8 protein-coding genes are annotated in these 14,852 nt (G+C 71.4%); 3 read left to right on the forward strand and 5 right to left on the reverse strand.

Annotation, left to right across the window (positions count from 1 at the left end):
• Positions 1-8: 8 nt before the first annotated feature.
• From WME90_RS21595 to WME90_RS21610, 4 genes are all read right to left on the reverse strand, one after another.
• Positions 9-983: a hypothetical protein gene (locus WME90_RS21595; RefSeq protein ID WP_437283058.1), complete on the reverse strand. Its 975-nt coding sequence runs from the start codon at positions 981-983 to the stop codon at positions 9-11.
• Positions 984-1,139: 156 nt separating this feature from the next.
• A complete protein-coding gene (locus WME90_RS21600) occupies positions 1,140-1,910 on the reverse strand; it encodes a HugZ family protein (RefSeq protein ID WP_437283059.1) in 771 nt (256 codons plus the stop codon).
• Positions 1,911-2,019: 109 nt separating this feature from the next.
• Complete coding sequence (locus tag WME90_RS21605; protein ID WP_437283060.1) at positions 2,020-3,915, reverse strand: radical SAM protein; 1,896 nt, start codon at positions 3,913-3,915, stop codon at positions 2,020-2,022.
• On the reverse strand, positions 3,885-5,159 hold the full coding sequence (locus WME90_RS21610; protein WP_437283061.1) for a glycoside hydrolase family 1 protein: 1,275 nt from the start codon (positions 5,157-5,159) through the stop codon (positions 3,885-3,887). Before WME90_RS21610 ends, WME90_RS21605 begins: the two co-directional genes overlap by 31 nt.
• A 94-nt stretch (positions 5,160-5,253) precedes the next feature.
• Here WME90_RS21610 and WME90_RS21615 point away from each other — a divergent pair, with 94 nt between their 5' ends.
• The 3 genes from WME90_RS21615 to WME90_RS21625 all read left to right on the forward strand — a co-directional run bounded on the left by WME90_RS21615 (position 5,254) and on the right by WME90_RS21625 (position 8,942).
• Positions 5,254-6,006 carry a tetratricopeptide repeat protein gene (locus WME90_RS21615; protein ID WP_437283062.1) on the forward strand — a complete coding sequence of 251 codons (753 nt, stop codon included), beginning with the start codon at positions 5,254-5,256 and terminating at the stop codon, positions 6,004-6,006.
• Between the two features lie 101 nt (positions 6,007-6,107).
• Entirely contained in the window at positions 6,108-7,400 is a 1,293-nt protein-coding gene (locus tag WME90_RS21620) for an AAA family ATPase (RefSeq protein ID WP_437283063.1), read from the forward strand.
• A gap of 291 nt (positions 7,401-7,691) precedes the next feature.
• Complete coding sequence (locus WME90_RS21625) at positions 7,692-8,942, forward strand: zinc-dependent alcohol dehydrogenase (protein ID WP_437283064.1); 1,251 nt, start codon at positions 7,692-7,694, stop codon at positions 8,940-8,942.
• A 50-nt stretch (positions 8,943-8,992) separates the two neighbouring features.
• Here the strand turns inward: WME90_RS21625 and WME90_RS21630 are convergent, their stop codons facing one another.
• Complete coding sequence (locus WME90_RS21630; RefSeq protein ID WP_437283065.1) at positions 8,993-14,680, reverse strand: sensor histidine kinase; 5,688 nt, start codon at positions 14,678-14,680, stop codon at positions 8,993-8,995.
• Positions 14,681-14,852: the final 172 nt, after the last annotated feature.

Raw genomic sequence — 14,852 nt, forward strand, 5'->3', positions numbered from 1 at the left:
CGCTCGGGTCAGCGGCGGATCGGCTCGGCCAGCCAGCGCACCAGCGCATCGCTGTCGAGATCGAGCAGGGCATCCTCGACCTCGCCCGGGCCGATGGCCTGCGCGCGCTCGACGATCGAGCGCTCTTCCTCGGCCGTCGGCTGTCGGCCGACCCGCCGCGCGAAGAGGCGGCCGAGGAGCTCGGCGATGGCCTTCTGCGCCCCCTCCTGCGCGGCCACCTTCGCCTTCGCGGCCTCCTGCGCGGCCACCTTCGCGCCTTCCTGCTCGGCCTCAGCGATCATTTCCCCGATGATCGGTATGGTCCGGAGCAGCTTCTTCTCCGTCTCCCTGTCCTCCATCAGCATGACGAGCTCCTTCCGCAAGTTGTGCTCCCAGGGGTCGATGGCCGCCATGACCAGGAGCGCTGTATATAGCTCGATCCGTTCCTCGACGGTCGCCGCCCGCGCGTAGATCTCCGCGACGACCTCCCGCATCGCGGCGGCAAAGGCGTCCCGGGCAAGCGGGGCGAACACGAGCCAGAACACGCTGCCGCGCGCCCTGAGCTCGGCGACCGTGCGCTGGTAGACCGCGTCGATGCGGAAGCGCGCGCCGCTGAACCGCCGCTCCCGCCAGGCGGTGCGGCGCGTCCCCGTCGCGGGCAGGCGCTGCCTGCGGCCCGAGAGGACCACGGCGACGCTCTCGATGGGCGGCACCGGCTCTCCGGGGGCCTCGCGCCGGAGCGCGGCGAAGAGGAAGCCGAGGTACTCGAACATCTGGTCGGGCACGTCGTCGCGCCACGCGAAGCAGAACTCGACGTGAAGCACGCGCAGCTCGGCGCCGACTCGCAGGCGCAGCGCCTTGTCGAGGCGCCGCTCGAGCTTCGTGACCTGCGTGTCGATCCAGCCGAGGACCTCGACCGGCATGCCCTCGGGGACAAAGGGGCGCGTCAGGTCGCCGGGGCACCTCCTGGCGATGTGACGCAACGTGATGTCGGCGTCTCCCATGCTGCGCGACCTCGGCAGATCGCGTACCAGGGAGCGAGTCGCCGAAATCAGCGTGATGCTGGGGGGCACGGCGCGCTTCTGGGCTGGCGCCGCCATGGCGGACGGCGGCCCTACCCGCACCCGAGGCGCACAGGACAGCACCCGCGCGTCCCGCCCCTAGGCGGTGCGGCCGCGCGCCTCGCGCACCAGCGCCACCATCGCCTTCCGCACCTCGTCGGTCGTGGACACGGGCGTGTCGAACGGGAGGCGCGTCACCTTCGGCCCCGCCGGCGTGATGACGTCCAGCTCGAAGCCGTAACGATCGACCGAGGTCATCGTGGCGCCCGTGGCGTCCTTGATGCCGGCCAGGACCTTCGCGTACGCGAGGACCGCGTCGGCGTGGTCGGTGTTCATGTGCCCGAGGATGCCCGCGGCGTCGGCGGCGAGCGGATCGGGCTCGGCAGCCGCGTACGCGTCGGCCTCGACCCAGGACATTCGGCCGAAGCCGCCGACATAGCGGATCGACGTCGGGTCGAGCCGGTAGAAAGAAAAGTCCGTGAAATCGACGTAGTACGACGCACGCGGGTGCGCCGCGAGGAAGCTCGTCCGGGCGGCGGCCGCCTCCGCGCCTTCGAGCGGGCGGCACGGGCCGATCAGGGTCACCCGGCCGAGCGCGAGCGGGTCGGCCAGGCCCTCGGCGGGCTCGGCGAGGAGCAGCGACGCCTCGGCGCGGACCTTGAGGTTGCCGGTGTGCTCGGCGAGCGCCGAGAGCAGCAGCAGCGGGCGCCCGTGCGCGTCCACGGTGACTGTGACGAGCGAGCCGTAGGGATACCCGGCGGGGTCCCGCGCGAGCGTACACAGCGTCGCAGAGCGGGCCCGCTGCGCCAGCGTGCGGCAGCGCTCGGCGTGGCTCGGCGCCGCCTTCGCGCCCTGGAGAGGTTGGTCCACCGCCGGCTCCGAGCCGGGGCCGGGGCGGCCGTGGTCTGTGCTCGTCGACATACGAGGGCGGGTAGCACGCCGGGAGGCCTGCCGGAACCGGGGCGCCGCGCCCCCGGCGCTACGACGGCAGCACCCGGAGCCGCCCGCGCTGCGCCGCTACGTCCTGCGCGGCGGCCTCGGCCGCGCGGGACAGCGCGGGCCGCGGCACGCCCGGCAGCCCCGGCGGCCACACCGCGAAGTCCTCCGGGAGCGGCCCCGGGAGCGACGGCTGCGCCGTCCGCTCCAGGAGCTGGAAATCGCAGCGCGCGACGAGATCGAGCGGGAGCCCCTTGCCCGGCCCGCCCTTCGCGAACCACGCGCGCGCCGCCTGCACGTTGCGGATGAGCACGGCGTGCTGCGGGTCGCGCTTCGCGGCCGCCGTGAAGTGATCCTGCATCGCCTGCCAGTCGCGCCGGCCCGCCGCGACGCACGCGAGCGCGTTGAGCGCGAGCCCCGGCAGCGGATGGCCGAGCTCCAGCGCGCGCAGGGCGTGCCGCTCCGCGAGGTCGAGCTGCCCCGCCTCGAGGTAGGCGACGCCGAGCTCCAGGTGCGCCGCGTGGTGATCGCCGAGCCGATCGAGGATCGCCAGGCGCTCCTCCACCCCCTCGCGGTAGACCTCGCGCAGCCCTTTGTTCTGCTCGAACCACGCGCTCATCAGCGCCGTGTCCTCCTCCGAGGCGTCGAACGGCGTCTTGAGCTCCTGGAAGTCGCCGCGGAAATAGACGTCGCGCTCCAGCCAGCCGGCCGCCTCGGCGTCGTCGAAATCGCGCGTGCCGGGGTAGATGGACAGGCACGAGAAGATGTACTGGTGCGGCCTCGCCGCCTCCAGGAACGCGAGCGTCTCCCGGAACGTCTCCGCCGTCTCGCCGCGGTTGCCCAGCATCATGTAGTAGCGGACCTGGATCCCGTACTTCTTCGCGAGCTCGGTCGACTCGATGATCTTCTTGACCGTGATCTTCTTGTCGATGTTCTTCAGGATGGACGGCGAGCCCGACTCGACGCCGAGGCTCAGCCGCTGGCAGCCGGCGAGGCGCATCTCGCGGAGCAGCTCCTCGCCGAGCACGTCGACGCGCGTGTCGCAGCTCCATAGGAAAGAGATCTTCCGATCGCGGATGCCGCGGCAGATCTCGATGACGCGCTTGCGGTTCGTCGTGAAGGTGTCGTCCTTGATCTGGACCATCTTCACCGGCAGCTTGGCCACGGCGGCCTCGATGGAGTCGAGCACGTAGGGCACCGACTGGCCCCGGAACCCGCGGCCCCAGGTCGCCTCGGCCCCGCAGAACGTGCACGCCCAGGCGCAGCCGCGCGAGGTCATCACGATGTGCGTGGCGAAGTGAGCGTGTGGCGACTCGAGCGCGTCGAGCTCCTCGATCGCCGCCCGGTGCGGGCCGAGCTCGACGCGGCCGTCGACGCGGTAGGCCGTGCCGGGGATGCCGAGCGCGGGCCGGCCGGCCTGAAGGCGCTCGAGGAGCTCGAGGAACGAGTGCTCGCTCTCGCCGAGCGTCACCGTGTCGATCTCGGGGTGGTGCCGCAGCATCTCGGCCGCGAGCGGGGTCGCGTGCGGCCCGCCGACGACGATGTGCGCCCCGGGGTGGAGCCGCCGGATGCACCGGGCCGTGAGCGCCACGCCGCGCCGGTTGGCGGTCCAGCACGACAGGCCGAACACGTCCGCGCCGAGCTCGCGCACGACCCGCTCGACCTGCGAGAACGGGTACGACGAGAGGTTCAGCACCTTCACCTGATGGCCCGCGCGGATGGCCTGCGCGCCGAGCGAGAAGAGCCCGTACGGGGTCTGGTGGAAATCCGGGTCGAGATCGCCCTCGCGGTACTCGGCCGGCGGGCCGTCGCCGCTCGTGTCGGGCGCCTCTCCGGGCGCGGGGATCTTCCAGGGCGGTGGGTAGAGCAGCGCGATGCGCATCGATCCTGCCTTTCCGGTGCCGTCGATCACGCGGGCGCGGCGCCGCGCTCGGTCCACGCGCCGTCCGCGTCGATGCGGCGCACGCGCGCGATCCGGGCGTAGAGCTCGGCGCTCGGCCGCGGGCTGCGCTCCTGGGTCACGCGGTCGACCTCGACCAGCCCGAAGCGCGGGGCGTACCCCTCGGCCCACTCGAAGCCGTCGAGCAGCGACCAGTGCATGTACCCGCGCACGTCGATGCCGCGCGCGATGGCCCGCGCCACCTCCGCGAGGTGCCGCACGAGGAACCGCGGGCGCTGGTCGTCGTCGGCGTCGGCGATGCCGTTCTCGGTGATGTAGATCGGGACCCGGGCGCGGGGCCACCACGCGTCGAGCACGTGGCCGAGCCCCTCCGGGTAGATCTCCCAGCCGAGATCGCTGACCTCCGCCCCCTCGGGGACGAGGCGCCGGAGGAACCCCGCGCGCGCGTGCGCCGCGGAGAAGCGGACCAGGTCGCGGCTGTAGTAGTTCACGCCGAAGAAGTCGTGCAGGCCGCTGTCGCAGACGGCGCGCGCGAACGCGTCGTTGAACAGCCGCTCGAAGAGGGCCGCCCACATGCGGTCGGCGAGCCGCCCGAACCGCTCGGGCTCGATGACGCGCAGGTGGTGCGCCACGCCGACAGAGATGGAGCACCCGCGTCGGCCCGCGGCCTCGTGCATCGCGCGGTACATGGCGGCGTGGGCGCGGAGGAGGTTCTGGTGGGCGCGCACCGCCTCGACGGGCGAGCTGCGCGCCGGCGGCCAGACGCCGAGCAGGTGGGCCTGCAGGGCGAGCATGTTGGGCTCGTTGATGGTGATCCAGAGCTGGCACAGGTCGCCGAGCGCCTCGACGGCGCGCTCGGCGAAGCGCGAGAGGAGCGCCGGCAGATCCGGTGATAGAAGGCCGCCCCGCTGCGCGACCCAGCGCGGCAGCGTGACGTGGTGGACGGTGACCATCGGCGTGATCCCTGCCTCCCGGTGCGCGCCGAGCACGTCCCGGTAGTGGTCCCACGTGGCCGGATCGAAATCGCCCGGCTCCCGCTCGATGCGGGCCCACTCGATGGAGAGCCGGTGCGCCCCCATACAGAGCCGCGCCTGGAGCGCGACGTCCTCGCGGAAGCGGTGCAGCTGGTCGCACGCGTCGTCCGGCGTATCGCCGCCGCGGACGCGCCCCGGCTCGCGCGCGAACGCCGCCCAGTCGCTCTGCGCACAGTGCCCCTCGACCTGCGTTGCGGAGGCGGCAGTGCCGAACAGGAACCCGTCCGGGAAGCGCAGATCCTCACCCATGGGCGCGCATCCTACGCGAACTCGCGCCGGGCGGCTCCCTTCCGGCGCTCTCGTCCGATTGCCCCGTCGGCCGGGCGCCGGTACGCTCGGCCCGGTGTGCGCGGCGCAGTGCGTAGACGCGGGGGGCGCGGGGCGCCGAGCGCGCGCCCTCGCCGCCGCCTCGCTCGCCGTGGCGCTGCTGCACGGGGCCGCGCTGGCGCGGGCGGACGAGGCCGCGCTGGCGCGGGCGGACGGGGTCGGCTGGGCGACGGCGCAGGCCGCCGAGCTGACACGCCAGGCCGAGGCGCGCGCCGCAGCCGGCGAGGCCGACGTGGCGCTGCAGCGGTACCTGGAGGCGGTCCGCTTCGACGCGACGTACGGCCCGGCGTACCTCGGGCTGGGCGCGCTGTACGAGCGGGCGGGCGATCCGCGCGAGGCGGAGCGCGCGTACACCGTGGGGCTGGACCACGTGAGCGGCTTCGTCGAGGGCCACCGTGCCAGGGCGGCGCTGCGGTCGCGCGAGGGGCGGCGCGAGGAGGCGATCGCCGACCTGGAGGCGGCGGTGACGCTCCGCGGCGACGACGGCGGGCTGCTCCAGGAGCTCGCGGCCGCGTACGTGGCGGCGGGCGCGCTGCCGGCGGCGCTCGGCGTCGCGCGGCGGCTCTCGGCGATCGCCGCGCAGGCGGGCGATCGCGCCCTCGCGGCCGCAGCGACGACGCAGGCGCGCGCGCTGTCGGTGCTGGTCGGCGAGGCCGATCCCGTGCGGGCCGGCGGCGCGGATCGCGGCCCGGTCCGGCGCGCGCTCGCGCGGTACGCCGCGGCCCCGGCGCGGGGGAGCGCCGCAAATCGGCGGCGCGAAGGGCGATGAAGCCACGACGCCGGCCGTGAGGCCGTATCGGGCACAGGGCGCGGCCAACGGCACGGCTCGCTTGACCTCCTACCGGACGGGCCGCATGCGGCTGGAAATTCATGTCCCTCCGCGTCCCGCTCGGCATCGACGATTTCCGCCAGCTCCGCGAGTCTGGGCTGGAGTACGTCGACAAGTCCCAACTCATCCGGGAGCTCGTCGACAAGGAGGGCGTCCAGGTCGTCCTCCTCCCCCGCCCCCGGCGGTTCGGCAAGACGCTGAACCTATCGATGCTGCGCTGGTTCTTCGAGAAGCGGCAGGAGGACCTGTCCCACCTCTTCGAAGATCTCTCGGTATGGCGGGCCGGAGAGCGCTATCGCGAGCACTTCCAGCGGTATCCCGTCATCTACCTGACGCTGAAGGGAGCAAAACAGGAGACGTTCGAGCGCTGCTGGGCGGCCCTGCGAGAGAAGATCGTCGAGCTCTACAACCAGCACCGCCACCTGCTCGACAGCGGTCAGCTGGGGGAGGTGGAGCAGCGCCGTTACAAGGAAGTGCTGGACGGCACGGCGTCCGAGGCCGTTTATGGTCGGGCTCTCCTGGATCTGTCGAGCCACCTCCACCGCCTCCATGGCGAGCGCGTCGTGATGCTCATCGACGAGTACGACGAGCCCATCCACGCCGGCTATCTCCACGGCTATGCGCCGCGGATCCTCGACTTCGTGCGCACGTTCCTCACCGAGGGGCTGAAAGGCAATCCGCACCTCCATAAGGCAGTCCTCACCGGCATCCTCCGGGTGGCGCGCGAGAGCATCTTCTCCGGGCTCAACAACGTGGTCGCCTATTCGCTTCTCCGCTCGGACTTCAACACCTGCTTCGGGTTCACGGAGGCCGAGGTGGAAACGCTGCTCGAGAAGGCAGGGCGACGCGGCCTGCTGGAGGTGATCCGCGCCTGGTACAACGGGTACGACTTCGGCGGCGCGGTCATCTACAACCCCTGGTCGATCCTCAGCTTCCTTGAAGGGCAAGATCAAGATCCGCTCCCCTTCTGGCTCGGCACGAGCTCCAACGATCTCATCCAGAAGGTGATCGAGGAGCACGCCACGACGCTGCAGCCCGCCCTGGAGGTGTTGATGGAGGGAGGCGAGATCGAGCGCGTGCTCGAGGAGAACGTGGCCATCGGCGACCTCGTACAAAACGACGATGCGTTGTTCGGGCTGCTGGTCTTCTCTGGATACCTGCGCGCCGAAAAGCGCTCGCGCGGCCCCGGGGAGCAGCCCGCGCACGCCCTGAAGATCCCGAACCGCGAGGTGCGGCTGCTCTACACGGGCACGTTCCGCCGCTGGGCGGAGGCGCGGCTCAGGCGGCAGGGGGACGGCAAGGTCGTCCGCGTCCGGTCCGGCGAGCCCGGATAACCGGGCTCGCCTGCGGCGGGCGGCCCCGGACGGGGCAGATTGTCACGATCGGCCGACCGCCCGAGGAGCAGCGCGTCGCGGAGGCGAGCGGCGCGCCGGAGCCGGATCTCCCGGTGATGTCCGCTGGCACCCCGGTTGCTGCGCTCTCCGCGCCACGGCTGCACGCGCGGGCTGGCACGGGATCGGCACGGATACGCGGCGTCCAGAACCTCGGTCATCTCTGCAGCGCGCGCGGCCTCTGCCTCTCGGCCGGCCGGCGCGCCACCCCCTGAAGGGAGAAAGCGAGAACCCATGAAGGCGGTAGTGTTTCACGGCATCGGCGACATCCGGATGGACGACGTCAAGGAGCCGAAGATCAAGGAGCCGACCGACGCGATCCTCCGGATCACGGCGAGCGCCATCTGCGGGACCGATCTCCACTTCGTCCGCGGCACGATGCCGGGAATGGTGCCGGGCACGATCCTCGGCCACGAGGCGGTCGGCGTCGTCGAGGAGCTCGGCGCCGACGTCCGGAACCTGAAGAAGGGCGACCGGGTGGTCGTGCCGTCGACGATCGCGTGCGGCTATTGCTCGTACTGTCGCGCCGCGTACTACGCGCAGTGCGACAACGCGAACCCGAACGGCAAGCACGCGGGCACGGCGTTCTTCGGCGGCCCCGCGATGTCGGGCCCCTTCGACGGGCTGCAGGCCGAGCTCGCGCGCATCCCCTTCGCCGGGGTCGGCCTCGTCAAGCTGCCGAGCGGCGTCACCGATGATCAGGCCATCCTGCTCTCCGACATCTTCCCCACGGCGTACTTCGGCGCCGAGCTCGCCGAGATCAAGCCCGGCGACACGGTCGCGATCTTCGGCTGCGGCCCGGTCGGCCTGTTCACGATCGCGAGCGCCAAGCTCATGGGCGCGGGGCGCATCATCGCCGTCGATCGCGTGCCCGACCGCCTCGAGATGGCGCGCGAGCAGGGCGCCGAGACCGTCGACTTCTCCGCCGAGGACCCGACGGAGGCCATCCTGCGCCTCACCGGCGACATCGGCGTGGACCGGGCGATCGACGCCGTGGGCGTCGACGCCGAGCGCCCGCACGAGGGCCCCGCCCACAAGGAGGCGAAGCAGCAGGCCAAGGCGTTCGACCTCGAGGTCAAGCAGACCGCCCCCCAGGCGCGGACCACGGGCGACCTCTTCCGCGCCGGCGATGGGCCGTCTCAGGTGCTGCAATGGGCGGTGCGGTGCGTGGCCAAGGCCGGGACCATCTCCGTCATCGGCGTCTATCCGCAGACGGCGCGCACGTTCCCCATCGGAGAGGCCATGAACAAGAACCTCACCCTCCAGATGGGCAATTGCAATCACAGGAAGTACATCCCGAAGCTCGTGGATCTCGTGCAGACCGGTCAGGTGAATCCCACCACGATCCTCACCAAGCAAGCGCCCCTGGAGTCGGCGATCGACGCCTACAAGGCCTTCGATCGGCGAGAGCCCGGGTGGGTCAAGGTGGAGCTCCGCCCGTCGCGGGCGGGGGTGCCCGCCCGCCTGGACCGCGCCGTCGCATAGCCCGGCGCAGCCTCGTCGAGGCGGCGCCCGACCACCCCTGAGAGCGCCGCTCAGCTCGGCAGAGCGGTCGGATCGACCGTGCGCGGCGGCCCACCGCGCGGCAGCTCGACGATGAACGTGGCGCCGGCGCCGGGCGCGCTTTCCACGCGGATCGAGCCGCCGTGCGCCTCCGCGATCCTGCGGCTGATGTACAGGCCGAGCCCCAGCCCCCCGTAGTGCCGGTTGGACACGGCGCGCTCGAAGCGCTCGAAGATCCACTCCTGGCGCGCCGGATCGATGCCGATCCCGTGATCCCGGACCGAGAGCCACGCCATCCCGACGTCCTCGCCGAGGACGACCTCGATGGGCTTGCCCGCGCCGAACTTGATCGCATTGGCGATCAGGTTCGTCACGATCTGATCGACGCGAGAGCGATCCCAGCGGCCCACGACCCTGTCGCCGTCCCGGAGCGAGGCCGAGCACCCGGCCCGCTCCAGATCCAGCTTGAATCGCGCGAGCACGCCGCGGGCGACCTCCCTGAGATCGACGTCCGCGACATCGAGCTTCAGCCGGGCCGCGTTGATCTGCGAGACGTCGAGGAGCTCGCTGTTCAGGCGGTTCAGGCGCGCTCCCTGCCGCAGCGCGCGCCCGACCTGCCTGCCCATGGCCTGCGGGTCCCAGAGCCGACCCGACCGGAGGGCCCGATCCATCGCCTCGAGCGTGAGCGTGAGCGACGTCATCGGCGTGTTGAGCTCGTGCGTCGCCACCGTGAGGAACTCGTCCCGCAGCCGGACGGCCTCCTGCGCAGCGCGGTAGAGGCGCGAATTGTCGATCGCGACCGCCGCCCGGCGCGCCACTTCCTGGACGAACTCGAGGTCGGCTTCCCCGTAGCGGCGCCCCGGCGCGGACGAGACGACGCTGAGCATCCCGATCGGCTGCCCGCGCGCCACGAGCGGCACGGTGATGGAGCTATGTGTCCCGAGCTCGCGGAGGAGCTTCGCGTGCCCGTCGTCCTCGCAGATTTTCCGGAGGGCCGCGTCGGAGATCTCGGGGAGCAGGAGCGGCTCACAGGCCCTGAGGACGCGGGCCGCCGGCCGGGGCGAGTCCCGGCCAGGAGGGTATCGCCGACGTAGCTCCGCGAGCAAAGGCTCCTTCGCGGAATCGCTGTGGGCCCAGGCCGCGGGGCGGGTCTCTCCACCTTCCACGACGTCGATGAGGCACCAGTCGCAGAACGATCGCACCGACAGCCGCGCGAGCCGCGACAGCGTCTCCCCGTAATCGAGCGACCCGGAGAGGATCGCCCCGGCCTCGGCCAGGAAGGCCGCGCGCCGCTCGGCCGTCTCTGCCGCGGTCCGCGCGGACTGCTCCTTGGCGAGGAGCCGCGCGTTCTCCAGGGAGATCGCGGCCTGCGAGGCGAGGAGCGAGAGCGCGGTGAGCCTTTCCTGCGTGAACGCGCCGGCGAGGAGGTTGTTCTCGAGGAAGAGCAGGCCCACCACCTCGGCCCGCCTCAGGATGGGCATGCAGAGGAGCGATTTCGGACGACTCCGCGCGAAGTAGCTGTCGCCGGCGAATGCGCCCGCGTCGGCCGCCGCGTCGCGCAGGATGACGCGCTCCTCGGTCCGCCACACGTAGTCGACGAGCGACGAGGGGAGTCGCTGCGAGGAGTCCACCGGCCCCGACTCGAGGGTGCTCACCACCGCCCCTCCCTCCTTGAGCGCGGCCTCCGCTTCGATCGAAATCCTGCCGTCCTGACTCAGGAGGATGCAGGCCCTCTGCGCGCCGCCCTGCTCGAGCACGACCTCGAGCAGCGTGCGCAGGAGCCTGTCGAGGATGATCTCGCCCGAGATGGCCTGTGAGGCCTTGGTCACCGAGAGCAGGTCGAGCTGCTCGGGCCGAGCGGCGAAGGTGGCGGTGAACGGGGTGGGCCTCGGCTCGCGGAGGCGCGGATTCTGCCTGTCGATCTGCGCCACCTTGCCGTCGGCGCCCCAGCGGGCATAGCAGGTCCGCGCGTCGCCGAGGGAGGCGTCGGCGAACCTGTCGAGGCCCCGTGCTCGGTAGAACCGAGACGCGACCTCGCAAGCGACCGCCTCGATGTGGACGAAGCCGCTGTCCCGCGCCGCGCTGATGGCCTCTTCGTAGAGGCGCTCGGCGTCGAGGTGCCAGCCCTCGATGCGCGCGATCTCGGCGGAGACCAGCGCCGCGCGGTGCCCGAAGTTCTCGGGACAGCTCGTCGCCCAGCTCTCGAGCTGCCTGTGGTGGGCGACGATCGCGACCATGTGCGGGGACCGCTCGTCGGCGGTCGCCGCGTCGTGGTGCGCCGCCCGCGCGAGCGCGCCATAGAAATGGTACTCCGCCGCCTCGAAGAACGACGCCGACGACCCGAGGAGCCGCTCTGCCTGCGACGCCGCCTCGATCGCAGAGGCGTAGTCGCCCGCGAAGAAGCGCCCTTGCAGCTTGCGGATCCAGTACCAGCAGGCGGCGACCGTCAGGGCGGGATCGCTCATGACGTGCTGCTCGAACCGGCCCTCGTCGAACTCCGCGTCGTTGAAGGTGGAGAAATCCGGCGAGAGGCCCCGGAGCGCCCGGATGAGCCGGCGGTTTCCGGTATAGATGTCGATGATGAGGTGGAACCTCGCCCTCCGCGCGAACTCGAGCTCTCTCTCGGCCTCGCGCTGCACCTCGTCGAGCTGATCGCCGTCCGAGAGCAGGAGCGAGACCAGGGAGCTGCCGGTATAGGCCACATACGCGAGATCGCCGGTCTCCTGCGCCACGTCGCGGGCGCGCCGCATGAGCTCGACGCTGGCGCGCAGGTGCCTCGTCCAGGGCAGGACCATGAACGCGAAGGTCGCGTAGACGCGGGCCTTGAAGCGGAGCAGCCCGTGCTTCTCCACCAGATCGAAGCCCAGCTTGCCGAAGCGATAGGCCGCCTGGTAATCGCCGAAGCGCGGGCCGAGGCACGTGCTGAGGTAGACGTAGGCGAAGCACGAGGCGTCGCTGTTGCCGTGCGCGATGCTGAGGTTCACGGCGCGACCCATGATGAGGGCGAGCAGGTTGGCGTCGGTGAAGAGCGCTGGCGGTATGGTCGACGTGAGGACGTCCACCGTCGCCCGCCAGACCGGATCGGTCATCGGGGGCAGGTCGACGAGCTCCTCGATCGAGCGGGTCCCGAGCCGCTCCCATAGCCGCTCGTACTCCCGATGGACCTCCTCGTCCGCCGGGTGCGGCGACCACTCGACGCCGACGCGCCGGAGGTATTCAAGGCACGCCCCGACAGCGCGATCGCTCCAGGTGAGGGTCGTGAAGAGCTCGACGCGCGCGCGCGCGACGGCGGCCGCCTCGACGAGGTCCCGCGCGCGGCGCCAGAGAGCGGAGAGCCGCTCCTCCGCCGCCGGGGCGCCGGTGACAATCTCGCACTCGGCCAGGTGGAGCTCGATCGCGAAGGCGAGCTCATACCGCGTGTCCCACCCCTCACCTCCCAGGAGCTCGGCGCCGACCGTGAGATAGCTCAGCGCCGAAACGTAGGCCGTGGCTCTCCTGGCGCGCTCGCCCGCGACGAGGTTGAGCTCGGCCACACGCTCGCGCTCCTCCCGCGCCGTGATCAGGGCGGCGCCGCGGTTGAGCTGGCTCACGATCTCGAAGACCTTTTCCTCGAGCTCTTCGGGGGGCGTCCGCGAGGAGAGCAGGCGGCCGATCTCGAGGTGCATCGCCGCCCGCTCGTCCTCGGGGATGAGCGAATAGGCCGCCTCCTGGACGCGGTCATGGAGAAACCTGTACGCGCCGTCCGTGCGGATGACGAGCCCCGCGCAGACGGCCTCCCAGAGGACGGCGTGCAGCGCCCCCTCCGAGCGGCCATGGACCATCGCCAGGGGCGCGATCTCGGCGGTGTTTCCCAGACAAGCGAGCAGCTTCAACGCTCCCTGGGTGCCGGCAGGGAGCCGCATGAGCTTCCCGACCATCAGGGCTACCACGTTGTCGGTGAAGCCTTTGGCGCGGATCTTCGTGAGGTCCCACCGCCAGACCTCTGCGTGGACGTCGAGCTCGATCAGGCGTTCCTCGTGGAGCGCCATGAGAAACTGGATCGCGAAGAAGGGATTACCACCCGTCTTCTCGTGGACGAGGTCCGCGAGCGGCGCGGCGTCCTCGCGGCGGCAGTGGAGCGTGTCGCTGACGAGCGCGGCGAGGTGCTCGCGGGAGAGCGGGCCGAGCACGATCTCCCGGACGCTCGCGCCCCCCTTCCGCATCTGATCGAGCGCCAGCATCAGCGGGTGGGAACGGTTCACCTCGTTGTCGCGGTATGCGCCGATGACGAGCAGATGCCGCGCCTCGGGGTGCGTCATCAGGTCTTCGAGGAGCCGGAGGCTCGCGGGATCGGCCCACTGGAGATCGTCGAGGAAGAGCGCGAGGGGGTGCTCCTTCCAGGTGAATACCCCGATGAAGCGCCGGAACACGACGCGGAACCGGCCCTGCGCCTCGATCGGCGGCAGCGCGGCGACCGGCGGTTGCCGCCCGATGACGAGCTCGACCTGCGGGATCACGTCCACGATGAGCTGTCCGTTGATCCCGAGGGCGGCGAGCAGCCGCTCCCGGACGACCGCGCGCCGCTCATCGCTCTCGGCGAGGATCTCGAGCACGAGCTCCCGGAAGGCCTGGACGATCGTCGAGTACGGGATATCGCGCTTGTGCTGATCGAACTTCCCCGAGAGGAAGTATCCGCGCTCGCGGACGATCGGCTTGTGCAGCTCGCTCACCAGCGCAGACTTGCCGATGCCGGAGTAACCAGAGACAAGCACGATCTCCGGGGCTCCCGCGCCGACCACGCGCTCGAACGCGGACAGCAGCGCGGCCACGTCGGCCTCGCGGCCGTAGAGCCTCTGAGGGATCTGGAAGCGGCCGGAGGCGTCGCGCTCGGCCAGGGGGAACGGATCGAGCCTGCCGGTGGCCCGGAGCTCGGCCAGGCACCGCTCGAGGTCATGCCGCAGGCTGCTCGCGGTCTGGTAGCGATCCTCCGCCATCTTGGCGAGGAGCTTCAGGACGATCGCGGAGAGGATCTCGGGCAACTCCGGGACGAACGCGGAGGGCGGGAGCGGCTCGCGGGCGACATGGCAGTGCACCCACTCGGGTGGGTCGCGCGCCTCGAAGGGCAGGCGCCCTGTGAGCATCTCGTAGAAGGTGACGCCAAGCGCATAGAGGTCGGCGCGGCTGTCGATCGCGCGGTTCATGCGCCCTGTCTGCTCCGGAGACAGGTACGGCAACGAGCCCTCGATGAGCCGGGGAGGCCCCGCCGGCGGCTGCTCGCGGGAGAGGCGGGACGCGAGGCCGAAGTCGGTGAGCTTGACCTGGCCGGTGGCCGCGTTGACGACGATGTTCTGGGGCTTGAGATCCTTGTGAAGGATGCCCCGCTCGTGGAGCGCCGCCACGCCTGCCACGATGCGGACCGCGAGGTCGAGGAACCGCTCGGTTTGCATCGGCGCGCCGATGTAGTGATCGAGCGACTCGCCGCCGAAATCCTCCATGACGAGCGCTGGCAGCCCCTCATACGTCTCGAGGGCGAGCGGCGTCACGATGGCCTCGTGATTCAGCATCTTGCCGATCGCGTACTCGTTCTTCAGGCGCTCGACGTCCTGCGGGCGGCTGCGCCTCGCGTCGATGACCTTCAAGATCACCGAGCGGCCATCAGAGCTCCGGACCGCACGGAGCACGCGGGTCCTCAGGCCCTCGTGGAGGGTCTCGATGATCGTGTAGGGGGAGGCTGCGCTCATGCCCATGTTCATGGGGAGGACGCGCCCTACCTGCACCTCGTACGAGCCGACGAGCAGGGATCCCCACGCTCACGTGCACGCCCGCCCGCGTCCCGACGCGTCCGCCGCGGACAGGTGGGGGGCGTCCTGGCCAACGCGGGCATGACGAGCGCGGGCGCCGCGGGGTAGCCTC

The sequence above is a fragment of the Sorangium sp. So ce375 genome, assembly GCF_051473855.1.
Lineage (GTDB): Bacteria > Myxococcota_A > Polyangia > Polyangiales > Polyangiaceae > Sorangium.